This window comes from Streptomyces griseus subsp. griseus, from assembly GCF_003610995.1.
Taxonomy (GTDB): Bacteria; Actinomycetota; Actinomycetes; order Streptomycetales; family Streptomycetaceae; genus Streptomyces.
In genome coordinates, this window is the sequence record NZ_CP032543.1 from 7,144,102 (window position 1) to 7,168,307 (window position 24,206).

Sequence of the window (24,206 nt, forward strand, 5' to 3'; positions counted from 1 at the left end):
ACCGTGTTGTTCCAACGTTGTAACTTCCGTGTGTCCCCGAGGTCAACCCTTGGGCGGCAAGGACTTCCCCGCCGTCCAGGGGGCGGACAACCGCCCTTGTACCGTGCATAATCAAGGAAAACGAGGTGGGAGGGATGGTTCATGGGGGCGGTCACGCTCAAAGATGTGGCGGAGCGGGCGGGGGTCTCGATCAAGACCGTGTCCAACGTTGTACGCAATGCGCCCCGCGTCTCCGACGCCACCCGCGTCCGGGTGATGGAGGCTGTCGGGGAGCTCGGCTACCGGCCCAACGCCTCGGCCCGCCGGCTCCGTACCGGACGCAGCGGCCTCATCGCGCTCGCCGTCCCGGACCTCACGACGCCCTACTTCGCCGAGCTGGCCCACCATGTCGCCCGGGAGGCATCCGGCCGGGGCTTCACCGTCCTCATCGAGGAGACGCGGGGCGACGCCCGGGAGGAGCTGCGCCTGGCCACCGGCGTCGGCGCCTCACTGCTGGACGGCGTGATCCTCTCGCCCCTGCGCGTCTCCCCGGCCGATCTCGCCCCCGTCGCCGACGAGTTCCCCCTCGTCCTGCTCGGTGAGCGGAGCTACGGCGGTGAGCACGTCGTCGCCGACCACGTGCTCATCGACAACGTCGCCGCCGCGCGAGAGGTCACCGCGCACCTGGCCTCGCTGGGCCGCACCCGCATCGGTGCCATCGGCGTCGACGAACAGGGTTCCGCGACCAGTCGTCAGCGGTTGACGGGATTCCAGCAGGCCCTGTATGAGGCGGGGTTGAGGTATGACCCCCGACTCGCGGCCCAGGTGGGGGAGTTCGACCGCCCGAACGGCCTGGCGGCGATGCGCACCCTGCTCGGACTGCCCGACGGGGTGCGCCCCGACGCCGTCTTCTGCTTCAGCGACATGCTCGCCGTCGGGGCCCAACGAGCGCTGTACGAAGCAGGGCTGGACATCCCGGGCGATGTGGCGGTGGCCGGGGTCGACGGTTCGGCCGAAGGGCTCTACAGCACCCCCTCACTCACCTCCGTCGTGCCCGACCAGGCGTCCATCGCCGCGATGGCGGTGAGCTGCCTGGTCACCCGCATCGGCTCCGAGGACCCGATTCCCTACGAGGTCCGCACGGCACCGCACCGGCTGGCGGTGCGCGAGTCCACGGACGGCGTGCGGCGCCCGCTGCCCTCGTAGGGAGAGGCGGGAGGCGCGCGTCGATCCACCGCGTACCGGGTAGGGCCAGACCCGGTACGACACCGGCCCAGTACGGAACATCATCCGCATCTCACCCCACGGGAGCGCCGCATGACCTCTCCGCACCGCCCGACCCGCCGCGCGATCCTCACCACCTCGTTCGCCCTCGGCGCCTCTGCCGCACTCGGGCTGCCCGCCACCGCGCGTGCCCGGGACGCGGCCGCCGGGGGAGACGTCGTACCGGTCGACTGGAAGCGGCTCGGCTCCTACCCCGCCCAGGACGCGGCGGGGCGGCGCGTCAGGACGATCCTGGCCGGCAGCTCCCGCTACCTCATAGGCCCGTGGTACGCGTCCACCTACCGCACGTACCTCCCGGACGGCTACATCGACCTCAAGGGCACCGACGAGCGCGCGATCCGGCTGCCCGCGATGGCCGCCGTCGCCACCACCACCGCCCTCGTCACCGGCGTCTACGACCCGGCCACGCTCTCCGCCGCCAACGCCACCATCCGCACCCGCAACCTCATCCGCACGCTCGCCGCCCGCCACCTGGCCAACAACACCACCCCGGCCACCCGCTGGGGCAACGGCTGGCAGACGGCGCTCTGGGCGTACTACACGGCGCTCGCCGGCTGGCTCTTCTGGGCTGAGCTGGACGACAAGGCGCGGAGTGACATCGCCGCGATGACCGCCTGGGAGGCGGACCGGCTCACCACCGGCAACGACCTGTTCCTGGTCGGCACGAGCGGTCACCAGCTGTACGAGAAGCGGCGCGACGGCACCGTGGTCACCCCGGGGGACAGCAAGGCGGAGGAGGACAACTGGAGCGCCGCCGTCCTCTCCCTCGCCGAGGTGATGATGCCCGGCCACCCGCGCGCCGCCGCGTGGAGGCGCCGCAACCTCGAACTGCTGCTGGCGGCCGCCGCCTGCCCCGCCGACCTCACCGGCACCACGACCGTCAACGGCATCAGGCTCTCCAGCTGGCTGCGCGGCACCAACATCGCCGACGACGGCACCCTCGACAACCACAACATCCTGCACCCGCTCTACATGGTCGCCTTCGACCAGAGCCTCTACGAGGGCTTCGTGTACGGCCTCGCCGACCGCAGCGCGCCCCGCGCCGCGCTGCACAACATCACCCGCGTCTACTCCGCCCTGGTCGACAAGCCCTTCACCGCCCCGGACGGCACGGTGAGGACCATCTACCAGCCGGGCTCCGGCCGGATCCACTACCCGGAGGGCAACGACTGGGGCACGCACTTCCCGTTCTACTTCGGCAACTTCGACCTGCTGGTCTCCCTGACAGGGCAGGACACCGGTATCGATCCGGCCGCCGCCACCTGGGAGCGGCTGCACAACGAGGAGCAGCTGAGCCTGATGGCCCGCTTCACCGACGGGCGCACCTACGGGGCCTCGGGCGAGAACACCTACTACGGCCGCGAACACCGCATCGGCGCCATGGCCGGGCAGGCCTTCCTCACCCTCTTCGTGGCGCGCAACACCACGAAGAACAGGCTGCGTTTCGCCTAGAAGTGCATGACAGCGGCCGGAGCGGACAGCCGGAAGGTATGAGTGTATGGGGAAAGTACCAAGTCCGCCGTCCGTCCGCTCTCCTCGCGCTGGCCGCTGTGGGAGCGCTGAGCCTGTCGGCCTGCGGGGCGGAGAAGGAGGGCACGGCCACGGAACCGGCTTCGGCGGAGCGAACCGCTCCGCAGGCCGCGTCCTCCACCGCCCCGGACGCCACGGAACAGCCGGACGGCTCCGGCACCGCCGACCCCGGTGGCGAGGAGACCGCGACGCGGGGCAGGGGCGGCGACTGCACCACCGACATGCTGAAGGCGGCCATCTCGGCCTCCGGCCAGGAGATGAACAGCAAGTACTTCGATCTGACGCTGACCAACACCGGTGAGGGCCCCTGCACGCTGAAGGGGTACGCCGGGCTCTCCCTCACCGACGCCTCCGGCGCACCCATCGGCGAACCGGCCGAGCGCTCCCAGGACCGGAGCGGCGGCGGCCTCCTCGAGGTCGCGCCGGGCAAGGCCGTGCACGCGGTGGTCAAGACGCCGGGGAAGGACGTCACCGACGGCGACTGCTGGAAGAAGCCCGCGAAGATCAAGGTGTATCCGCCGGACAACACGGCGGCCCTGAGCGCCGAGGCCCCCGCCGCGCTCCAGGTCTGCGGCGACACCTTCACCGTGGGGCCGTTCGCCGCCGAGGCGCCCTGAGCCTGGGCCCCCTTCACCGGCGGGCGTGGCCCCCGCGTCACACCCGCCGCTACGGACGCAGGACGGGTGTCCGCCTGCCGGTGTGCAGCGGGGTGCCGGTCGCCAGCTGTTCGGGGCCAGGCCCAGCGACCGGGCGGCGGTGGCGCCCACATCGGCGAGCGTGTCCGCGTCCGGCAGCAGTTCGATGCCGTCCTCGCCGGGACGGTGGATGAGCACCGGCACGTACTCCCGGGTGTGGTGGGCGTGGCCGATCGTCGGGTCGTTGCCGTGGTCCCCGGTGACGATCAGCCGGTCACCGGAAGCGGCGAGCAGTGCCACGAGCCCGGCGAGCCCCGCGTCGACCTGTTCCAGGAGCCGCGCGTACCGGGTGGCGTCCTGCTGGTGGCCCGCCAGATCGGTTTCCTGCACGTTCGCGACGACCAGGGCGTCGCCGTCGGCGCGTACGGCCTCCAGGGTGTGGTCCAGGACCTCCGACGTGGCGACGGCCGGGCGGCGGGCCGCCGCCTCGCACACCAGGATGTCGGCCGCCTTCCCGACCAGGGTGACCGGGATCCCGGCGCCCGCCGCCAGTTCGGGCAGCTGGCGGGTGTGGTCCAGCGGGGCGCCCAGATGCCGGACGCGCAGCCCGCCGTTGCGGTAGAAGCCGGTGGCCGGGGTGTCCAGGCCGACCGTCCCGCCCTCGCCGGGCCGGACGAAGCCGGGGAGCGGCCCGTCCGCGTGTCCGCCGACCGCGATCACCCGGGCGACCGGCGCGACCGCGCGTACGGTGCGGGCGATGGCGAGGATCCCGGTGTCCCCCTCGAAGGGAAGGTCCTCCAGCGAGCCCGAGGCGTTCCAGTTGATCCCGGGATCGGCCTCCAGGTTGTCGTGCACGAGGACCGTCCCGTCGACCAGCAGCAGGGGCCGGCCGTCCAGCCGCTCCGTCCGGTGCCCGGCCGCCGCGAGCGCACCGGCGACCTCGTCCAGGTGGTCGGCCAGGCGGGCGACGGAGACCCGGCTGAAGTCGGCCCCCATCATGGTCTGGTGCCCGGCGAAGGTGTCCGCGCCCGGGTAGCCGAGTGCGGCGCGGCCCGCCGCCACCGGCAGCCGGGTGCGCCGGTCCAGGTCCGGGTGGGGGTGGACCAGGCCCAGGCCCAGCGCCCCCAGCACCGGCAGCCGCAGTGGGCGGCCCAGGGCGGTGCGCGCGTGGTCGAGAACATGCCCGCAGGTGTCGGCGGCGAGGTCGCCCGGGCGCTGCGCGCCCGCGTCGGGCATGGCGCCGATGCCGAATCCGTCGATGACGACGATGACGGTCCTGGCCATGAGGTGCTCCTTACAGGGCTCGGCCCTGGGCGTCGTAGAGGCCGCTCAGCCGGGGGGTGCCGGAGGAGAGGCCGGAGACGACGGCGACGGTCGAGCGGGTGACGAAGATCTGGGTGCGGAAGGCGAGCAGCGCGGTGTCGCCGGCACGGACGTCCGTGCCTGCGGCGGGCGCGTCGAGCAGCCGGTAGTAGTCGATGTTCCGGGCGGGCGCGTCCTGTACGCCGAGGCGGGCGCCGGACCGGGGGAGGAGGGCGCTGCGGATGTGGGAACGGGCGTAGAAGCCGCCGCCGAACAGCGCGGGGCGGCCGTCGTCGAGGGTGTGGGCGACCTCCGTGACGTAGACGTAGGCGGACTTCTCGGGCTGCGTCGGGTCGAGGGCGTGCAGCGGCGTGGTGCCGGTGAGGGCATGGCCCGGTTCGCCATGCGTGGCCCCCCGTTCGGCCAGCAGCGGGAGGGAGGCGGCCGATGTGGCGCTGGGGGCGCTCAGCACCAGGTCGCGGTGGCCTCGGGCGGCCAGCACCTCGCGGCCCTTGACCAGCAGGTCGAAGGTGGGGGTGGCCGTGGGCAGACCCGTGGCCGGGTCGCACAGGACGCACGGGAAGGCGGTGACACCCGCGATCCGGACGGAGTCCAGGGCCTCGGCGGCCTCCGCGAAGGCGTCCAGGTGCTCCAGCGGTACGCCGCCCTCCTGACCGGGGTAGACGGTGCCTTCGGCGCCCTCGATCCGGATCAGGACGTCCTGCCTCCGCCCCGCCGCGCGGGCCGCGTCCGCCACAGCATGCGCGTTGGCCAGGTCGAAGACCGTGACGTGGTCGGGGCGGTGCGCCAGTATCCCGGGCAGCGCGCGCCGAGGGATCTGGCTGAGGTGGCCGACGTTGCCGAGGAGCGCCCCCGCGCTGCGCAGGGTCCGGGCCTCGCCGACGTCGATGGCGGCGGCGCGGGGGATGTGGCGGGCGACGGCCCGGATGAGTTCGGGGTTGCGGCCCAGCTGCTTGACGACGAACCAGAGCCCCACACCGACGCGTTCGGCCTCCCCGGCGAGCAGCGCCGCGTTCTCCTCGACGGCGTCGAGGTCCATGACGTAGGTGTCCGGCGGGATGTCCCCCCGGTCGTGCAGGCCGGCGGCGGCGTCGACGAGCCCGGGGTTGCGGTGGAGCACGGTGTCCAGAAACACGGTCAGCGGTCCTTCGGTTCGTTCAGGGCGGCGAGCGAGCGGCGCAGGATGTCGATCACGAGATCCGCGCCGGCCCGCATCGGATTGACGCGTACGGTCCGGTCGGCCAGCTCCGGGGCGTCGTCCAGGGTGGAGCTGGACATCCGGTAGAAGAGCGGAGCGATCTCATAGCGGGAGTTGGAGCCGACCGGGTAGGGCGCGGCGCCGAACCGCGCGGCCACGGCCGGGAGCCGCGTGGCGACGGGCCGGTCCAGCCGGACCAGCAGGCAGCGGTCCTGCGCGTTGGCGATCCGCACCTGCGCGACACCCTCCACCTCCCCGGCCGCCAGCCGTTCGGCGACCTCGGCGCCCACCCGGGATTGGACGGCCCACACCACGGGGACATGGGTGAGCGCGCGCAGGGCGTCCAGCGCCTGATGGCCCTGCACCTGCCCGCCACCGGAGTAGTTGTCGCCGCGGACCCGGGCGACCAGGTCACGGGCGCCGGTGACGAGGCCGACCCCCTCGGGCCCGTGCAGCTTGAACAGGGAGAAGCACGACGCGTCGGCGCCCATCTCGACACCGGCCGCCGGGGTGCGCAGCACGGCGTAGTTGTCGTCCACCACCGTGCGCACACCGGCCGCCCGGCAGGCGGCGATCACCTCGGCCGGGTCGTAGGAGTCACCCAGCCGCTGCCGGGTGTGCTGGACGTAGGCCCACCGGAACCGGCCCGAGGCCAGTGCCTCCCGCAGCGCCTCCAGGTCGTTGAAGTCGGCCTCCACCGTCCGTACGCCGAGACCGCGCAGGGTGACCTCCGTACTGCGGTACACCGGGGCCCGGTGGATCAGCAGCTCCTCGCCCGGCCGGACCGCCCCCGTGAGCGCGGCCCGGATCGCGCCGGTCCCCGCGCCCTGGACGAAGGCGGCGTCCTCGGCACCGAAGAAGTCCGCGAGCACGGCCTCCACCCGGGCCGTGGTGCGCGGTCTGCCGAGCCCGGGGACGACCCCCGCGTCGGCCGAGAAGAGCTGATCGCCCTCGAAGTGCGCGGCGGTGGCCTCCAGCAGCCGGAACTGCCGGGCGACCGCGTCCTCCAGGCCGACCGTCGCCAGCGGGAAGGTCTCGGGCAGTACAGGGGGTTCCACGTCAGTTCTCCTCCACGTCGGCGCCGGTCAGGAAGCGCAGCGGGTTGCGGCGGGTCAGCAGGTCGATGAGCTCGTCGTCCGCGCCCGCCGCCCGGAGAGCGGGCAGGAAGTCCTCGAAGAGGTGCCCGTAGCCCTGGCCGCCCTCGCCGCGCAGATAGCCGTGGCGCGAGATGTCGCAGCTGAGCAGGGCCCGGTCGCCGTGGCCCGCCTCCACCAGGGCCGACAGCAGCCGCAACCGGGTCGCGTCGCTCTGGTAGGACTCCTTGCCGACCGTGTCGAAGGCGACGTACGCGCCCCGCTCGGCCAGCTCCCGGTGCACCCCGGGATCGTCCAGCAGATCCTGGTGGCCGACGCAGATCCGCTCGGCGGGCAGGCCCTCCGCCATGAGCAGATCCAGCTGGGCGAGACCGCCCCGGCCCAGCTGGGCGTGGGTGGCCAACGGCAGCCCGGTGGCCAGCGCGGCCCGCCCGGCGGCCCGCAGCACCTTGGCCTCGGCAGGCGACGGTAGGTCGCCGTGGCTGCCGATCTCGCCGAGGACACCGGGGCGGATGCCGGTGGCGCCGATGCCGTCCTCGATCTCCCGTACGAGGACGGCGGCGAGCCGGTCCACGTCGGCCGTGTCGATCTCCGGGGTGTGGAAAGGCTCGTAGTACCAGCCGGTCGCGGCGACGACGGGCACGCCCGCCTCCCGGGAGATCCTGGCCAGCGCCCGGACGTCGCGGCCCATGCCCCGGCAGGTCAGCTCGACGACCAGGGAGAGCCCGAACCGCTGCCGCAGGCCGCTCAGTTCGCCGGTCACGGCCGCCGCGTGGTGTGCCGCGTCCAGGACGGCCGCCCCGTCCCCCTGCCGGTCGAGGTCCAGGACGAGGTGCTCGTGGGGGAGGACGGGGCCGCGTACCGCGTCGGCGGCGAGCTCTCCGGTGACGGTGCGCAGGGTGCGGGGCGGGGGGTGGTTCATGGCGGGTTCCTTCTCCGGTACGTGCCGGTGGGCGGGTCAGCCCTTGACCGGGGTGAACAGGTCGAGCCAGTAAAGGAGGTTGAGGACGACGCCACCGACGATGACCGCCGCGGGGGCCGCCGCCATCTTCACGACGGGCCGCCCCATCGCCTCGTTGAACAGGTACAGCCCGCCGACGATGAGGATGCCGAGCCCGCCGCCCATGGCGTTCGCCGCCATCAGCGAACCGAAGAGGATCGCCAGCTGGAGGGTGTCGCCGATGGCGCTGCGCAGATGCTCCGAGGAGTCCCGCACACTGGGCAGCTTGCCGAGCACCTTGCCGATCCAGGAGAGGGCCAGCACCTCGACGGCGAAGACGAGCGCACCCACGACGGCGGCCAGGAACGGGTTCGGCATCAGGTAGCCGATCGGGTACACCAGCGTGAAACCGGCGATGCCGTACGCACCCGAGGCCAGCGCGGTCGTCGCGATCAGCGGGATGAAGCCGAACACCCGGTAGAAGTCGACCTGGGCGGCCTCGGCGTACTGCCCCTTGGCGATCAGGAAGCTCGTCGCCTCACCGCCGCCGAACACATGCATCTGGGCGAGGACGCAGACCCCGGCGCCGAGCACCATGAACAGTGGCAGGTAGCGCCGCAGCCGGGCCGCGCTGGCGCTGAAGAGCGACGCCATCGGATCGTCCGCCGGGACCTCCTCGACCACCCCGGCCGCCCGGTCCGCCCGGCGCTGCCGGAGGTCCTTGGCGACCGCGAGGCCGATGAGCATGAGCACGCCGACGGCCATGGCCAGCGCCCCGGCGAACATGTTCGGCCAGAGCTTCATCGTCAGGACGACCAGGGCCACCTCGACCACGCCCGCCACGGCGCCCCGCAGCCTGCCGAACTGCTTGGTGATGGCCAGGACCGGGAACAGCGTGAAGAGGAAGAGGATCGGCGTGGACATCTGCTGCATCGCGGTCAGGAAGTCGACCGGCAGGTCGTGCGCGATGTTGTTGGCGCCGTTCAGACCGAAGACGACCACCGCGCCCCAGGCCCCGCCGAGGATCGGCGCGAGCCACTTCTTCGGTGACAGCAGGCCGAGGATGTCGGTGGGGAGGAAGAGCAGCCAGGGGTTCAGCACCCCGGTGGAGAGGGCCATCGGGGCACCGAGGCCGAAGATGAACCCGGCGGAGAGACCGAAGGACACGGCGGTCGTCGCGCTGCGGGTGGTGCGCCCCTGGATGAAGTCCAGCAGGAAGGGGCGGACCCCATCGTTGAAGACGGCCAGGGCCATGTGCGCGATGAAGGCGGTCAGCGCACAGAGGGCTATGACGGTCAGCTGCTGGGCGAGCGTGAAGTCGAAGCCGCTGCCTGCGGCGAGGGTGGTGCTCACGAGTCACTCCTTGGTGCCCGGTACGGCGATCCGGCGCCGGGTCAGCCGTGGTCCGCGATGGCGCGGGCCATGAGGGGGGCGATGGTGTCGATCTGGTCCATCGAGAAGCCGAAGACCTTCTTGCCGTCGGCGAGCAGGGCGTCGATCTCCGCGGCGTCCGGGACGCCACGGCCGAAGGTGTGGCAGACGGCGCTGCCCATGAGGCCGACGAGGACGCCCAGGGAGGCGCCGGCACCGGTGTGGCAGGTGCCGAGGTAGTAGTCGGCCTGGCCCGCCCGGAACTTCATCGCGGCGTCGATGTCGCTGGAGGCGGCGACATCGAGCGAGTCGATCCCGAGCGCGTCGATGGCCCGGGTGACCTCGACCTTGCCGACTCCGCCGGTGAGGATCTTCGTCATTGCTGTCCTTCTCTCTGTGCTGTGCGGCGGACTGCCGCGTACGAGGGTGCGCGGGGGCGGTCGGGCGGGTCAGGTGCCGGGAGCGGCGGACGACTTCTGTGCCAGGGCGGCCAGATGCAGGCCGAGGAAGTTGATCTCCGACTCGGGGAGCGCGGGCCCCAGGGCCTGCTCGGCCCGCGCGGAGATCGCCCGGGCCCGTGCGACGGCCTCGGGATGGCCCGCCAGCTCGGCCGCGACCTGCTCGTCGGTGGAGAACTCCTCGATCGGCTCCCCGCGCAGGAGACGGCCGAGCGCCATCGTGAGATGGCTGGTGAGCATGCCGGCCGTGGCCTCGGTGACGGTCCTTCCCTCGTCCTCCAGCGCGGTCAGCTCGGCGGCCACGAAGTCGATGACCTCGGGGCGGCCTGGCCGCCCTCACGGAAGAGGCGAAGCCGTAGAGCGAGCGCTTCGTCCATGGTGATCCTCCTAATAAACAATAACCAGGATTCTGTATTTTCAGGCCGTGCGACACTCCCGCCGGTTCGGGGGCTCACCGGGCCTGGGCCCCGTACCGGCCTCCCGGTCAGTACGAGGGCGTGCGTTCGCCCCGCAACACCTCACTCTGCATCCGCGTCACCACCGAAAGATCGAGCGCCTCGCGCACCGCGTCGAGCGCCTTCGCGCCGTCCTTCCGGCCGATCACCGCCGCGCTGGAGTTCCGCAGGGCCAGCTCGCGGGTGACCTCGTCCCCCAGGGGGAGGACGTCGACCCCGATGCCCAGCCGCTCGCGGGCCTCGTCCAGGTTCCACACGGTCGCGTCCACCTCGTGGCGGGCGAAGAGGTCGTGCAGTTGCATGTACGAGACCTCACGCCACTCGATGTCGCGCCGCCCGGCGAACACGCGCTCCACCAGCATGCGCAGGTCTTCCGACGTGTGGTCGACCGCCACCCGCAGACCCGGTGTCTCCAGGTCGACGCCGTGCCGCACCAGCATCCCGTGCGCGCCGACGTAGGTGGCGGGACCGAGGTCGGCCACCAGCTCCACCGGGTGCTCGGCGATCAGCTGGTCGGCGGCGAACCGCGACAGCACCACCAGATCCACCTTCCCCTCCAGCAGCGCCGCGGTCCGGGCTCCGGCGCCGCGCATGAAGGTGACGGCGAACGGTGCCCCGGCCTGCTCGAACGCTCCGCGCAGACCGGTGGCCAGCCCCTCGTAGCGGCGGGAGTACGGCAGCGGCATCGCCGCGAGCAGCGTGCCCAGTCCGGACAGCCGCCACAGGACCGCCCGGTCCGAGCGGACGAGGAACGTGCCCAGGTGGCCCCGGGCGGTGGTGGTGATCGCTCCCGACTCCTCCAGCAGCTGGAGCGCGGCCTGGACGGTGCCGTTGCCGCATCCCAGCTCCTCCGCGAAGTCCCGTACGCGGGGCAGGCGGGTGTCCGGCTCGTGGTTGAGCAGCAGGACGGCCAGCTGCCGGGCGGCCAGGCCGTTGCGGGTGAGGAAGCGGGAGTCGAAGTCGTCCACGCCTCGAACAGTAAACAGGATTCTGGATACTGACAAGGCCCTGCGGAACCGGGAGCCCGGCCTCCCTGCGTACGGCATGGCGCCCGCACCCTTTCGGGCCGGGCGCCACGGACGCCGGGGGACGGTCGCGCACCGCCGCTACTTCACGCTGCCCGCCGTCAGACCGGACCGCCAGTACCGCTGGAGCAGCAGGAACGCGATCACCAGCGGCAGCAGCGCCAGCAGCGAACCGATCACCATCAGGGGGTAGTAGTCCGGGTTGATCGGTGCGGCGGCGTTCCAGCTGTAGAGCCCCAGGCTCAGGGGGTAGAGCGACTCGTCGGAGAGCATGACCAGCGGCAGGAAGAAGTTGTTCCAGATCGCCGTGAGCTGGAAGAGGAAGATCGTGACGTACCCCGGGGCGATCATCCGCAGCCCCACGGAGAGGAAGCTGCGCAGCTCGCCCGCCCCGTCCATCCGCGCCGCCTCCAGCACCTCGCCGGGAACGTACGAGGCGGAGAACATCCGCGCCAGATACACGCCGAAGGGGTTGAACAGGACCGGGATCAGCACCGACCACACGGTGTTGGCCAGCCCCAGATCGGAGGCCAGCAGATACATCGGCAGCGCCAGGACCGTCGCGGGGACCATCACGGAGACCAGGATCAGCGCGAACAGCGCCCGCTTCCCGGCGAACTCGAACTTGTCGAAGACATAGCCCGCCGCCGTGCTGATCAGCGCGCCGACGGCCGCGCCGCCGACGGCGTACAGCAGGCTGTTGCCGTACCAGCGCAGATACGCCCCGTCGTCCTGGGCCAGCAGCGCCTCGATGTTGTCGAACAGCGCGAAGTTCGACAGGGAGAAGAAGTCCGAGGCGAACAGCGCCTCCGAGTCCACCGTGGAGGCCGCGAGCAGCCACAGCAGCGGCAGCAGCGCGTAGAGCGCGCTCAGCCCGACCACGAGGTTGGCCGCCGTCCTGCCGTACCAGCGGCCCTTCCGCACCGGGCGCGGGGCGGGGCGGGCGTCGGGCGAAGGGGCGGCCGGCGCGTGCGGCGCCGGAGGGATCGTGCGGACCGGCGTACTCACGGGCGGGCCTTTCTCGATGAGGTGACTCGTGTCGTCCGCCGTGTGGAGCCGCGTGTGACGGCGAAGGAGAGTGCGCAGCAGACGATCAGCAGGAGCACGGAAGCGGCCGAGGCCAGCCCGTAGTTGTTGCGGGTGAACGCGGCGTCGAAGATGTACATGTTGGGCGTGTAGCGCGGGCTGATCAGCGGAGTCGCCTTCGCCAGCAGCATCGGCTCGGTGAAGAGCTGGAGCGCGCCGATGGTCGTGAAGATGGCCACCGTCGAGAGCGTGGCGCGCACCAGCGGCACCTTGATGGTTAGCGCCGTGCGCACCGGTCCCGCACCGTCCACGGCCGCGGCTTCGATCAGCTCGCGGGGGATGGCCCGCAACGCGGCGAAGAAGATGACCGCGGTGTAGCCGAGACCGCTCCACAGAGCGATGTTGACCAGCGAGGGAATGATCATGGAGAGGCCGAGGAAGTCGATCGTGATGTCGACACCCTTGAGCGCGTCCAGGACGGGGGAGATGCCCGGTGTGTAGAGGTAGAGCCAGATGACCGTGGCGATGATGCCCGGCACCGCGTGCGGGACGAACAGCAGCGTCTGGGTGAGCTGCCGGGCCCGGATCAGCCCCGAGTCGAACAGCAGCGCCAGCGCCAGCGCTCCCACCAGGACCAGCGGGATGAACACCAGCGCGTACACGAGGGTGACCCCTACGCCCCGGACGAAGCTGGGGTCGGAGAGGACGGCGGCGTAGTTGCGCAGACCGGCGAACGAGGTCTGTGCCGTGCCGAAGCCCAGACCGCTGTGCGAGGTCGAGAAGAAGCTCAGGTAGACCGCGTAGAGCGTCGGGACGACGAAGACGCCGAACAGCAGGACGCCGAACGGTCCGAGCAGGGCACCGACGGCCAGCCGCTGCGGACGGCGTGTCCGTGGCGAGGACGTGGTGGTCACCGGGGAAGGTGAAGGGGAAGGGGGAGTCGTGGTCGTCATGCCTGCCTCACGGAAAGGCCCAGGCTGCGCATGTCCGGCAGCGTCTCGGACTGGGCGGTGCGGAGCGCCTCGGTGATGGTGGTGCCGTACTCCAGCCGGGCCAGCCCCTGGTGCAGCGAGGTCGCGGTGGCCTGCATGCGCGGCCCCCAGGTCCAGCCGGTACGCAGCAGCCGCGCCTGGTCCGCGACGAGCCGGTAGACGTCCTGGCCGCCGTAGAACGCGGTGTCGAACTCGCGGGAGGCGTTCGCCACCAGACCCGCGTCGGCGGGCAGGATGCTGGACCTGCCGCCGGAGAGCCGGGCGGTGATGGCCTCCGGCGAGGTGGTCATCCACTCCAGGAACCGCATCGCCCTGCGCTTCCTGCGGCTGCCCGCGGTGATGGCGTGCACGGAGACGCCGTCCGTCCCCACCACGTCCTCACCGCCCTCCCAGCGGGGGAGCGGGGCCACCCGCCAGCGCCCGGAGGTGCCGGGCACGGAGCGCACGAGAGCGGCGAGCCCCCACGGTCCGACCAGGTGCGAGGCGACCTGCCCCCGGGCCAGGGCGGACAGCCACTGCTGGCTGGAGCCGGGCGCGAACATGAGCAGCTTCTCGTCGACCAGGCCCTGCCAGAACTCCGCGACGCGCCGGGTGGGCCCGCCGAGGAAGTCGAGCACCCAGGCGTCGTTCTCGATGGCGAACCACTGCCCGCCGCTCTGCATGGTGTGTCCGGCCAGCACGTTGTACGCGTTGGGGTGGAAGGTCGTCAGGTCGACACCGGCGTCCCGCTTCAGCCGGCCGGCCGCATCCCCGAACTCCTCCCAGGTCGTGGGTGGTTCCATACGGTGCCGGGTCAGGATGTCCTCGCGGTAGGCGAACAGCATCGGGCCGAGGTCCACCGGAATGCCGTACGTCCGTCCGCCCAGCACCCCGTTGGTCCACGCCTGCGGCCCGAGCCGCTCGCGCAGCCGGGGCGTGACGAAGTCCGTCAGGTCCGCGCAGACGCCGTCGATGGCGAAGGACGGCAGGTCGGCGTCGACGAGCGTGACGATGTCCGGTGCGTTCCCGGCGCGTGCGGCGTTCGACAACTTGGCGTTGCCACCGGCGAGCCCCGAGGTCATCGGCGAGAAGTCGACGGGGTCGTCCGGGTGCAGTTCGTTCCAGGCGGCGACCAGGGTGTCCGTGCCGCGCAGCGCCGACCAGAGGGTCAGCGGCCCGTCGGCATCGTCCGGCGCACCGTCGGCGCACGCGGTGGCGGTGACACCCGCCAGGGCGGTCCACAGCCCGGCCGACAGCGCCCGGCGTCTGCTGATCCCCGGCCTAGCCATGGCAGGCAGCCGGTACGGGAGTGATGGCGGGACAGAGGTGACGCATGGGGGAGCCTCGTTTCAGGGGAGAGCAAGGAAAGGGGAGGGGCACCGGGAAGAAGGAGAGACGTTCGTACGCGGTCGTACGGAGATCCCGGAGGGTGACGGGGCGTCCAGGCGTGGACGTAGGAAGTCGGCGGCGGGCTCAGCCGGCGTCGAGGACGCGGTGGAACGCGGGCAGCGCGTCGGCGAGCGGAGGCGCGTCCGGGTACCAGGCGCGCTCCCACTCCAGGCTGATCCACCCTCCGTACCCGAGGCGCCCGAGCTGTGCCAGGACCGAGGGCAGCGGCAGTACGCCGTGGCCGGGCGGCACCGGGCGCAGATCCGTGGGAGAGGCAACGTCCTTGAGCTGTACGTGACGGAGCCAGGGCCCCAGCAGCGCGGCGGTGCGCTCCGGGCTTTCGCCGGCTCGCCACGGATTGACCGCGTCCCACACCGCGCCGGCATGGGGCGAGCCGACGGCTTCGAGAACGGCGGCCACCTCGGCACCGGTCAGGAACGTGTCGTGGGTCTCCAGCGCCAGGCCGACCCCGGCCGCCTCGGCGAGCGGCGCGGCCCGGGCCAGATGGCGCACCGCCTGCTCCCGCCGCCCGTCCGCCCGGTCCGCGCCGCCGCCGAAGACCCGCACCTGGGCGGCGCCGAGCCTGGCCGCGAGATCGATGTGCCGGGCCAGCCGCTCGACGACACCGCTGTCGTCGGCTGCGACCTGGACGTACGAGGCGAGGACCGGTACGGCCAGTCCCGCCCGGCGCAGCGCGGCGCCGAGCCGTCCGGCCTCCGTGGCGGGCATGTCCGGGTACACCAACTGGCCCACCGCGCACCGTAGTTCGACACCCTGGCAACGGCCGGTGCGGGCGAGGCGTACGACCTCGTCCAGGTCCGCGCCGGGAGCGCCCAGGGTGCTGAACGCCCGCCGGTTCACGGAGCCACCCGCGCCGCGGGCACATCGACCCGCTGCCCCAGCTCGGCGGAGGCGTACACCGCGAGCGCGGCGGCGACGACGCTGCGGCCGTAAGCGCCGTCGACATACGCACCGGACCCTCCGCGCGCCGCCGCCACGAAGCCGTCCAGCTGGTCCTTGAAAGCCTGCCGCTGATGGCCGGGTTCGGCCTTGAGGAGGCAGGTGGCCTGCCCGTCGCGGAGGACGAACAACCCCTCGGTCGCGGAGATCCGGAGGGTCGCCTCGTCGAGGACGACCTCGGTCTCGTCGAAGTAGGGCATGCCCCTGCTGGTGAGCGCGACGCTGGCGTTGATGCCGTTGTCGAGTTCGACCAGGGCCAGGGCGTCGGTCTCCACCTCCAGGCCGGGCCGGCCGCGCACCACGCCGCTGACCCGGCGCACGGTGGAGTCGGCGAACAGCTGGATGCGGTCGAGACCGTGGGTGCCGACGTTGAGGACGATCCCGCCGCCGGCCACCGCCCGGTCGAAGAACCAGGGCGGCCGGGAACCGGGTTCGTAGTGCGAGGAGCGCCGGTGGGTGATGAGCAGCGGCTCGCCGTAGCGGCCGGAGGCGATGAGCGAGCGGGCCTCGCGCACCACCGGGTGGAAGTGGATCACATGGGCCACCGCCAGCAGCGTGCCGGCCTCCGCGCACGCCCGCTCCATCAGCGCGCAGTCCTCGGAGGTGGTGGCCATCGGCTTCTCCACCAGCACGTGCAGTCCGGCGCGCGCGGCCTCGACGGTCATCGGCGCGTGCAGAGCGTGCGGAGCCGCGATCACCACGGCGTCCAGGGCGGCTTCGGCGAACATGGTCCGGTGGTCGCCGTAGACGGGGACCGCCGCCGCCTCGGCGAGCGCCTGGGCCGTGGGGCGGTGCGTGTCGCAGATCGCGGCTATCTCGTAGCCCTGGGCTCCGGCGGCGGCGTGCACATGGGCCGCGCCGACGCCTCCCGCGCCGAGTACGCCGATACGGAACCGGCCGGTGGGCGGTTCGGGGGGCATGTGTTCTCCTGGGGTCGCTGGATACGGAAGTGAGGGGGTGTCGGCGGCGGGCCGTCGTGGATCGGGGCAGGGGCCGACTCGTCCGGCGCGTGGCCGTGGGCCGAGGTGCGGGGCCGGTGGGCGCGGCCCCGTCGGACGACCGCGGCGGGTCAGCGGTCCGGTGCGGCGCCGCAGGAGGCACGGACGACCAGCCGCGGCTGGATGCGGACCTGATGGGAAACGGCACCAGGACCGGATTCCATGCGGCTCAGGAGCAGTTGGGCGGCGAGCGCCCCGACCTCCTCCTTCGGCGGGGAGACCGCGGTCAGCGGCAGGTCGCCGACCTCCGCCACCTCGTCGTCGTACGCGACGACCGCGAACGCGCCCGGAACGGACAGGCCGTGCCGCCGTGCCGCCACCACCAGGGCGGCGGCGTCCCGGTCGCCGTGGCAGAACACCGCGGTGATGCCCGCGTCCGCGCAGTGCCGCACGTACGCGGTGATGCCCTCGTCGGTCCAGTGGTCCTGCCGGGCCACCGAGCCGTCCACCACCTCGACCCCCAGCAGTGCGGCGGCCTCGTCGAACCCCCGCGCCACGATGTCCGCCGTGCCGGTGCGCAGCCGCCCCAGGTGCCCGATCCGGCGATGGCCGAGCGAGCTGAGGTGGCGCAGCGCCAGACAGACGCCGCCCGGATGGTCGGTGCCGACGTACGTGGTGGGGTCGTCCGGCGCCGGGGCGGGCGGGAACCGCTCCACCAGGACATGGGGCACCGGGAGCCGGTGCAGCGCGTCCACGTGTGCCTGGGCGTCGTCCAGCAGATGCAGGTTCGGCACGAGGAGCAGGCCCTGCACACCGCTGTCGACCATCGCCCGCACTTCTTCGCGTTCGAGGGCGGGGTCGTACTTGGACGAGGCGAGCAGCACGCCGACCCCTGCCTCCCGCAGCACCCGCTGGATGCCGTCGACGACCCGCGGATAGTAGTACGTGGTGGACGGTACGAGGACGCCCACGAGCCGTCGGCCACGGGGCTGTTCACCTTCCCCGGCATTGGCTTCCCCAGGCGGTGAGACAAATGTTCCCGCCCCCTGCCGACGCTGCACGATCCCTTCGTCCACCAGCTCGCTGACCGCCCGGCGCAAGGTGTTGACGCTGATCGCGAGCGTGCCGGCCAGCTCCTTCTCGACGGGCAACTGCGTACCCGGGGCCCACGCCCCGTCGGCGATCTCCCTGCGCAGACGCTCCGCGACTTGCAGGTATTTGGGGCCTCGAAGGAATGAATCCTTCTCCTTTGCCGATTTCATGCTGGGGAGATTGCATCAATCCTCCTCTTGCGTCAACCACTTGGCGGTGATTTCGTAACCCCAGCGTCAGGAGATGCAGAAATTCATTCCCTTTGAAGGAATGAATTGGGTGGGAGAATTCATGAAAGAACTCCGGCACAGCGTCCCGGAGCTGGAGCGGGAGCTCGGCCGCCCCGGCGACGCCCTGATGGCCGAGGCCGCCGACTGGCCCGGCGACGTGGTGGTCCTGGGGGCCGGCGGCAAGACCGGGTCCGGTATCGCCGCGATGGCCCGCCGGGCACTGGACGCGGCGGGCCGGACGGAGACCGGCGTCCTGGCCGTGTCGCGCTGGACGGACGCCCGGGCCCGGGCCGCCCTGGAGGGGCACGGCGTACGGACCGCCGTCGCCGACCTCGCCGACCCGGCGGCCCTGGACTCCCTCCCGGACGCGGCTGTCGTGATCCACCTGGTCGGCGCGAAGTTCGGGACCTCCGGCGCCCCGGAACAGGCGTGGATGACCAACACGGTGCTGCCCGCCTTCGTGGCCAGGCGCTTCCGGGGCGCGTGGATCGTCGCCCTGTCCACCGGCAACGTCTACGGGATGACGGACCCGGTGACCGGCGGATCGCGCGAGGACGAGACGCCCCGCCCCGCCGGGGACTACGCGATCACCTGCCGTGGCCGCGAACAGGTCTTCACCCACGCGGCCCGCGCCGACGGCACACCCGTCGCCCTGATCCGCCTCAACTACGCGGTGGAGCCCCGCTACGGCGTCCTCGCCGACCTGGCCCGCACCCTGCTCGCCGGAGAGCCGGTCGATCTCGGCGCGGGCGCGGTCAACGTCGTCTGGCAGCGGTACGCCAACGAGGTCGTCCTGCGCAGCGCCCTGCACGCCACCGCGCCCGAGCCGTTCCTCCTCAACCTGACCGGACCCGAGACGGCCGGAATGCGGGGGCTGGCCACGCGACTGGCCGAACGACTCGGCTCCGTAGCGGAGTTCACCGGACAGGAGCCCGCCACCAGCCTCCTCGCGGACGCCGCCCTCTGCCACACCCTCTTCGGCTATCCGGACCGCACGCTCGGCCAACTCATCGACCTCCAGGCCCGGTGGATCACCGAAGGCGGCGAACTCTGGGACAAGCCCACCAAGTTCGGGCGACGGGACGGGCGGTTCTGATGGCCGCCACCCTGGCGGCGGAGACCGCCGCACTGCTGCACCGGGGCACCGTCATCCCCGCCCACCCCCTGGCCCTCACCGCCGACCGCACCCTCGACGAACGGCGGCAGCGCGCCCTGACCCGCTACTACCTGGAAGCCGGTGCGGGCGGCATCGCCGTGGGCGTGCACACCACCCAGTTCGCCATCCGGGAGCACGGGCTGTTCCGCCGGGTCCTCGAACTCGCCGCCCAGGAGAGCGGGACGGTCGCCGCCGAACGCCCCTTCCTGCGCGTCGCCGGAGTCGCCGGGCCGGTCCGCCAGGCCGTCCAGGAGGCCGTCACCGCCCGCGAACTGGGCTACGACGCCGTCCTCGTCTCACCGGCCGGCCTCCCGCACGCCACCACCGAGGACCTCCTGGACCGCAGCGCCGCCGTCGGCGAGATCCTCCCGGTCATCGGCTTCTACCTCCAGGAGGCGGTCGGCGGACGTGAACTGCCGCGCGCCTACTGGCACGCGCTGGCCGACCAGGAGTCCACCGTCGCGGTGAAGGCCGCCCCCTTCGACCGCTACCGCACCCTGGAACTCGTCCAGGGCGTCGCCGACTCCGCGCGCGGCCATGAGGTGGCCCTCTACACGGGCAACGACGACAACATCGTCGCCGACCTCCTCACCCCGTACCACGTGACCACCCCCGCCGGTCCCGCCGTCCGCCGTTTCGTGGGCGGGCTGCTCGGCCACTGGGCGGTGTGGACCCGCTCCGCCGTGCGGCTGCTCGGCGACGTCCACGCGGCGGACGCCGGGGATGCGGCGGCCCGGCGGCGGGCGCTGGCCCGGCTCGCCGGGGACACCGACGCCAACGCCGCCGTCTACGACGTACGCGGTGGCTTCGCCGGAGTCATCGCGGGCGTCCACGAGGTGCTCCGACGCCAGGGACTGCTCACCGGCACCTGGTGCCTCGATCCCGCGGAAGGCCTCTCGCCCGGACAGGCACGGGAGATCGACCGCGTACACACCGCCTACCCCTGGCTCGCAGAGGAGGACGCGTTCATCGCCGGCGCACGACCGCGCTGGCTCGCCTGACGTCACCCCGCACCCACCCCACAGGGAAGAGGAACGATGAAGAAGAAGACCCTGCTCCTGGCCACGGCCACCGCCCTGCTCGTCCCCACCGCCGTCCTGGCCCCGCAGGCGGCAGCCGGCAGCGCGTCACCGGCCGCCGCCCCCACGTACAAGGTCAACACCTTCGAACGGCCCGCCGCCGGGAACTCCTACCCGCTCAGCCAGTGGGCGGCCGACGGCTGGAACGCGCCCTGGCAGCAGGGCATGGAGACCCGGGCCCGGATCGACAACACGACCCCCGCCCACAGCGGCTCCAAGTCCCTGCGCATCCACTACCCCAAGGGCAAGATCGGTCCCGAGGACTCCGGGGCGCAGGCCCCCTTCGCCCTCACCAAGGCACGCGAGTACTACCTGTCGTTCTGGGTGAAGTTCAGCGGCGACTTCAGCTGGGGCACCACCGAGTACGCCGGAAAGGTCGGCCTCGGACTGGCGGGCGGCGCCTCCTGCTCCGGCGGCCAGGTCTGCGACGGCAAGAACGGTTTCAGCTCCCGCATGATCTGGCGCCAGAACAACGGCCAGGCGGCGGTGTACTACTACCACATGGGCCACGCCGGACAGTACGGCGACTACGCCGTCCTCAAGAACAACGGCGCGGACATCCACTGGCCCAAGAACCAGTGGGTCAACGTCGCCCAGCGCGTCAAGGTCAACAGCGTCAGCAACGGCAACGCCAACGCGGACGGCGAGATCGAGGTCTTCTACAACGGCAAGTCCGCCGCCAAGGTGACCGGCCTGCGCTTCGTCACCAACAGCGACCAGGTCGACCGTGCCTACTTCTCCAGCTTCGCGGGCGGCGCCACCCCGTCCTTCGCCCCGAACAACAACAACAGCTACATCTGGTACGACGACATCAAGGTCTCCACCGACCGCAACGACATCTGCGAACTCAGCTCCTGCCGCTGAGCCGAACCGCGCCGGGCGGCGGTCGCAACGCGCCACGCCGCCCGGCGCACCCGCCACCCCTCACCCCCGGAGCCCCTGCCGTGCCCGTCACCCCGTTCCCCGCCCCGCGCACCCTGGCGACGACCCCGGGCGGCGCTCCCCTCGACGCCCCCGTCCGCGCGCACCCCGAGCCCGGACTCCCGGTCCAGGGCTACCGCCTGCGCACCGGACCCGAGGGCGTCACCATCGGCCACCGCGACGCCCTCGGCCTCCGCTACGCCCTGCACACCCTCGACCAGCTCCGGGCCGGGCGGGACTTCACCGCCACCGGCTACGACATCAGCGACCACCCGGACTTCGCGGTACGGGGGTTCCTGCTCGACATCAGCCGCGACCGGGTCCCCACCCGTCGTACGCTGGCCCGCTGGACCGAGCTCCTCGCCCTGGCCCGCTACACCCAGCTGGAGCTCTACACGGAGCACACGTTCGCCTTCCGCGACCACCAGGTGGTGTGGCAGGACGCCTCCCCGCTCACCGCCGAGGACCTGCGGTGGCTGGACGGGCGCTGCGCCGCCGCCGGCATCGAACTGGTCGCCAACCAGAACACCTTCGGCCACATGGAACGCTTCCTGCGCCACCCGCGCCACGCCCACCGCGCCGAGAGCCCCGAGGGGTTCGAGCGCGGCGGCTTCCACCGGCCGCCCAGCACCCTGGAGCCCACCGACGACAACGCCGCCTTCGCCACCGCCCTGGTCGCGGAGGTCGCCCGCGAGGTCCGGTCCCGGCGCCTGAACATCGGCGCGGACGAACCATTCGAGCTGGGCCGGGGGCGCTCGGCGGACCGGGTGGCCCGGCAGGGAGCCGGAGAGGTCTACTTCGACTTCGTCACCCGCCTCATGGAGCCCTGGCTCGCCGCCGGCCGCACCGTCCAGTTCTGGGCCGACGTCTTCGCCGGCCATCCCGGGCTGATGGACCGGGTCCCGCCGGGAGCCGTGCCCGTGGTCTGGCAGTACGACGGCCCCCGGCTGCTGGCGGAGGTGATCGACGGAGACACCCCCGAGGCCCGCACCTGGCAGCGGCTCGGCGCCGACGTGGACAACCTGCGCGAAGGGTTCCGGTCCCGCGCCAAACTGCTCTCCGAGGCCGGGGTGCCGTTCTGGGTCGCTCCCGGCGCGAGCAACTGGAACTCCCTGCTCGGCCGGATCGACAACGCGGTGGACAACATGGTCGACGCGGCCGAGACCGGCCGGGAGAACGGGGCCGAGGGATTCCTCCTCACCTCCTGGGGCGACCACGGCCACTGGGACCCGCCGTCGGTGACCTACGGGCCCGTGGTCTTCGGCGGGGCGGTCAGCTGGTGCCTGGAGGCCAACCGGGACCTCGACATCGCCGCCGTACTGGACCAGCACGTCCTGCTGGACGAGGCCCGGCTGACCGGGGGCGCCCTGACGCGCCTCGGCCGCGTCCACCGTGACCTGGAGGTCCCGCTGCTCAACGCATCGCCGATCGCCCGCGCCCTCTTCCCCGACCCCGCCGTGCCGCTGCCGGCCTTCCCGCCGCCCGAAGCGCTGGACCGGGTCGCGGCCACCCTCGCCGCCTGCCGGGACGACCTGACCGCCGCGGCCCCGGCCGCCGCGGACGGCGAGACGGTACGGCGCGAACTCCAGCACGTCATCAGCCTCGCGGAGTTCGGCCTGGACGTGCTCCGCGCGCGTGCCGCCGCCCCCGTGGGCGCCGATGCGGAGGGGACGGGAGAGGAGCCCAGGCTCGCGGGTGCCGACGCCATCGGCGCGACGGCCGCCCGCCACCTGCTGCGCCGCATCGAACCCCTGCTGGCCGAGCAGCGAGCCTGCTGGCTGCTCCGGTCGCGTCCGGGCGGCCTGGAGGACAGTATCGGCGAACTCGACCGGCTGCGGCACCAGTTGCTGAAGGCGGCCCACGCGTGAGCGGCCTGGGCGGCGACGGGACAGCCGGCGTGAGCGAGCCGAGCGGCGAGGGGACGGCGGGCATGAGCGGGCTGGGCGACGAGGGGACGGCCGGCATGAGCGAGCCGAGCGGCGACGCGGTGACAGGCCCGAGCGAGCGCCCGCACTCCACCGCACTCCCGCAGTCCGACCCGGCGGCGGGACGCCGGTGGCTGGACCTGCTGCGCGAACAGCCCGCCGCACCCGTCCCCGACCCCTTGCTCCCGTCCTCCGCCGAGCTGGTCCGGCGGCTGGACCTGCTCGCCGTCCCGGACCAGGACCGCGAGCCGGTGTACGAAGGCCTGTCGGCCCTGGCGCACGACCGGACCGGCTGGGAGGCGGTGGTCCGCTGCCATCAGCGGCTCTTCGCCGACGAAGAGCCCGGGGGGCCCGCGCCCGCGTGGCCCGACGCACCCGCCGGACTCGGCGACGCCGGACGGTACTTCTACGTCCATCTCCTCGTCCTGGCCCTCCCGGCGGCCCTGACGCGGCAGACGGCTCTCGGCATCCCCGACGACGTGGTGGCCGCCACCTTCGCCGACCTCGGCGCCAAACTCCGGAGCTACCGTCTCGCGCACGGCACCGGCGGTTTCGACCGGCAGCGTTGGATGGTGCGGCACTTCCGGGGGACGCTGCACCGGCTCGGCCGCCTCCAGTTCGAGCGCGGGATCCTCGATGCGGAAGCCTGCGGCGGCGACGCCGAGGCGGCCGGGGGGCCCGCCCACGGAGACCCGGTCCTCCAGGTGCACATCCCCGGGGACGGGCCGCTGACCCCCTCCGGATGCGACGCGTCGTTCGCCGCCGCGGGGCCCTTCCACGCCCGGCACTTCCCCGGGACCCCCTTCCGGCACGCCACGTGCAGTTCCTGGCTCCTGGACCGGCAGTGGGCCGGACACCTCCCGGAGGGATCCAACATCCTCGCGTTCCAACGCCGCTTCCGCCCCTTCGGGGCGTCGCCGGAGGGGGACGACGACGTCCTGGAATTCGTCTTCCACGCCCCGCCCGGGCAGGCCGCCCTGGACCGCCTGCCCCAGGGGACGACCCTCCAGCGCGCGGTGGTGGACCACCTGCGCTCGGGCGGCCACTGGCGGATGGCGCACGGCTGGACCCCGGTGCCCGGCGGGGGTGACGGCGCGCGGGGACCGCGCTGACAGCATGGCGCGTTCCCGTCCCTGTTCCCGCTCGGCGCCGAGCGAGGGGCTGTACCGGGGCCTTTTACATCCTGTTTAATTGCACACTGTTCGCAATAACAGTCGATCTTGAACA

20 protein-coding genes and 2 pseudogenes are annotated in these 24,206 nt (G+C 72.6%); 8 read left to right on the top strand and 14 right to left on the bottom strand.

Features of this window, described 5'->3' with window-relative positions; translation table 11 throughout:
- The first annotated feature begins 141 nt into the window (after window positions 1-141).
- From D6270_RS31955 to D6270_RS33550, 3 genes are all read left to right on the top strand, one after another.
- Entirely contained in the window at window positions 142-1,185 is a 1,044-nt protein-coding gene (locus tag D6270_RS31955) for a LacI family DNA-binding transcriptional regulator (RefSeq protein ID WP_109162242.1), read from the top strand.
- Between the two features lie 111 nt (window positions 1,186-1,296).
- Window positions 1,297-2,715: a hypothetical protein gene (locus D6270_RS31960; protein WP_109162241.1), complete on the top strand. Its 1,419-nt coding sequence runs from the start codon at window positions 1,297-1,299 to the stop codon at window positions 2,713-2,715.
- Between the two features lie 335 nt (window positions 2,716-3,050).
- Entirely contained in the window at window positions 3,051-3,410 is a 360-nt protein-coding gene (locus D6270_RS33550) for a DUF4232 domain-containing protein (protein WP_264081552.1), read from the top strand.
- Window positions 3,411-3,459: 49 nt separating this feature from the next.
- On the opposite strand, the pseudogene D6270_RS31970 reads toward D6270_RS33550, so the two are convergent.
- The 14 genes and pseudogenes from D6270_RS31970 to D6270_RS32035 all read right to left on the bottom strand — a co-directional run bounded on the left by D6270_RS31970 (window position 3,460) and on the right by D6270_RS32035 (window position 17,838).
- A pseudogene (locus tag D6270_RS31970) lies at window positions 3,460-4,712 on the bottom strand (phosphopentomutase).
- 10 nt (window positions 4,713-4,722) lie between these two features.
- On the bottom strand, window positions 4,723-5,886 hold the full coding sequence (locus D6270_RS31975; RefSeq protein WP_109162238.1) for an alanine racemase: 1,164 nt from the start codon (window positions 5,884-5,886) through the stop codon (window positions 4,723-4,725).
- Window positions 5,887-5,888: 2 nt separating this feature from the next.
- On the bottom strand, window positions 5,889-7,007 hold the full coding sequence (locus D6270_RS31980) for an aminotransferase class V-fold PLP-dependent enzyme (RefSeq protein ID WP_109162237.1): 1,119 nt from the start codon (window positions 7,005-7,007) through the stop codon (window positions 5,889-5,891).
- 1 nt (window position 7,008) lies between these two features.
- A complete protein-coding gene (locus D6270_RS31985; protein ID WP_109162236.1) occupies window positions 7,009-7,965 on the bottom strand; it encodes a phosphotriesterase family protein in 957 nt (318 codons plus the stop codon).
- A gap of 36 nt (window positions 7,966-8,001) precedes the next feature.
- Window positions 8,002-9,336: a YhfT family protein gene (locus tag D6270_RS31990; protein WP_109162235.1), complete on the bottom strand. Its 1,335-nt coding sequence runs from the start codon at window positions 9,334-9,336 to the stop codon at window positions 8,002-8,004.
- Window positions 9,337-9,377: 41 nt separating this feature from the next.
- A complete protein-coding gene (locus D6270_RS31995) occupies window positions 9,378-9,734 on the bottom strand; it encodes a DUF2620 domain-containing protein (RefSeq protein ID WP_109162234.1) in 357 nt (118 codons plus the stop codon).
- Between the two features lie 69 nt (window positions 9,735-9,803).
- Window positions 9,804-10,189, bottom strand: a pseudogene (locus D6270_RS32000) (PRD domain-containing protein).
- A gap of 107 nt (window positions 10,190-10,296) precedes the next feature.
- A complete protein-coding gene (gene yhfZ / locus D6270_RS32005) occupies window positions 10,297-11,235 on the bottom strand; it encodes a GntR family transcriptional regulator YhfZ (RefSeq protein WP_030809088.1) in 939 nt (312 codons plus the stop codon).
- Between the two features lie 138 nt (window positions 11,236-11,373).
- The gene (locus D6270_RS32010; protein ID WP_109162232.1) at window positions 11,374-12,300 is read right to left on the bottom strand and encodes a carbohydrate ABC transporter permease; all 927 of its coding nucleotides are present in this window, start codon (window positions 12,298-12,300) and stop codon (window positions 11,374-11,376) included.
- Window positions 12,297-13,271 carry a carbohydrate ABC transporter permease gene (locus tag D6270_RS32015; protein ID WP_109162231.1) on the bottom strand — a complete coding sequence of 325 codons (975 nt, stop codon included), beginning with the start codon at window positions 13,269-13,271 and terminating at the stop codon, window positions 12,297-12,299. Before D6270_RS32015 ends, D6270_RS32010 begins: the two co-directional genes overlap by 4 nt.
- Entirely contained in the window at window positions 13,268-14,578 is a 1,311-nt protein-coding gene (locus D6270_RS32020) for an ABC transporter substrate-binding protein (RefSeq protein WP_109162230.1), read from the bottom strand. Before D6270_RS32020 ends, D6270_RS32015 begins: the two co-directional genes overlap by 4 nt.
- Before the next feature lie 184 nt (window positions 14,579-14,762).
- Window positions 14,763-15,539 (bottom strand): sugar phosphate isomerase/epimerase family protein, encoded by a 777-nt coding sequence (locus D6270_RS32025; protein ID WP_109162229.1) that lies wholly within the window; start codon window positions 15,537-15,539, stop codon window positions 14,763-14,765.
- Window positions 15,536-16,558 carry a Gfo/Idh/MocA family protein gene (locus tag D6270_RS32030; protein WP_109162228.1) on the bottom strand — a complete coding sequence of 341 codons (1,023 nt, stop codon included), beginning with the start codon at window positions 16,556-16,558 and terminating at the stop codon, window positions 15,536-15,538. The genes D6270_RS32025 and D6270_RS32030 overlap by 4 nt, the downstream gene beginning before the upstream one ends.
- Before the next feature lie 149 nt (window positions 16,559-16,707).
- A complete protein-coding gene (locus tag D6270_RS32035; protein ID WP_109162227.1) occupies window positions 16,708-17,838 on the bottom strand; it encodes a GntR family transcriptional regulator in 1,131 nt (376 codons plus the stop codon).
- Window positions 17,839-17,959: 121 nt separating this feature from the next.
- Here D6270_RS32035 and D6270_RS32040 point away from each other — a divergent pair, with 121 nt between their 5' ends.
- The 5 genes from D6270_RS32040 (at window position 17,960) to D6270_RS32060 (ending at window position 24,091) form a co-directional block, all read left to right on the top strand.
- Window positions 17,960-18,994 (top strand): NAD-dependent epimerase/dehydratase family protein, encoded by a 1,035-nt coding sequence (locus D6270_RS32040; protein WP_109162226.1) that lies wholly within the window; start codon window positions 17,960-17,962, stop codon window positions 18,992-18,994.
- A complete protein-coding gene (locus tag D6270_RS32045; RefSeq protein ID WP_109162225.1) occupies window positions 18,994-20,055 on the top strand; it encodes a dihydrodipicolinate synthase family protein in 1,062 nt (353 codons plus the stop codon). The genes D6270_RS32040 and D6270_RS32045 overlap by 1 nt, the downstream gene beginning before the upstream one ends.
- Before the next feature lie 36 nt (window positions 20,056-20,091).
- Window positions 20,092-20,997: a polysaccharide lyase gene (locus tag D6270_RS32050; RefSeq protein WP_109162224.1), complete on the top strand. Its 906-nt coding sequence runs from the start codon at window positions 20,092-20,094 to the stop codon at window positions 20,995-20,997.
- An 80-nt stretch (window positions 20,998-21,077) separates the two neighbouring features.
- A complete protein-coding gene (locus D6270_RS32055) occupies window positions 21,078-22,922 on the top strand; it encodes a glycoside hydrolase family 20 protein (RefSeq protein ID WP_109162223.1) in 1,845 nt (614 codons plus the stop codon).
- A 29-nt stretch (window positions 22,923-22,951) separates the two neighbouring features.
- On the top strand, window positions 22,952-24,091 hold the full coding sequence (locus tag D6270_RS32060; protein WP_225977012.1) for an acyltransferase domain-containing protein: 1,140 nt from the start codon (window positions 22,952-22,954) through the stop codon (window positions 24,089-24,091).
- Window positions 24,092-24,206: the final 115 nt, after the last annotated feature.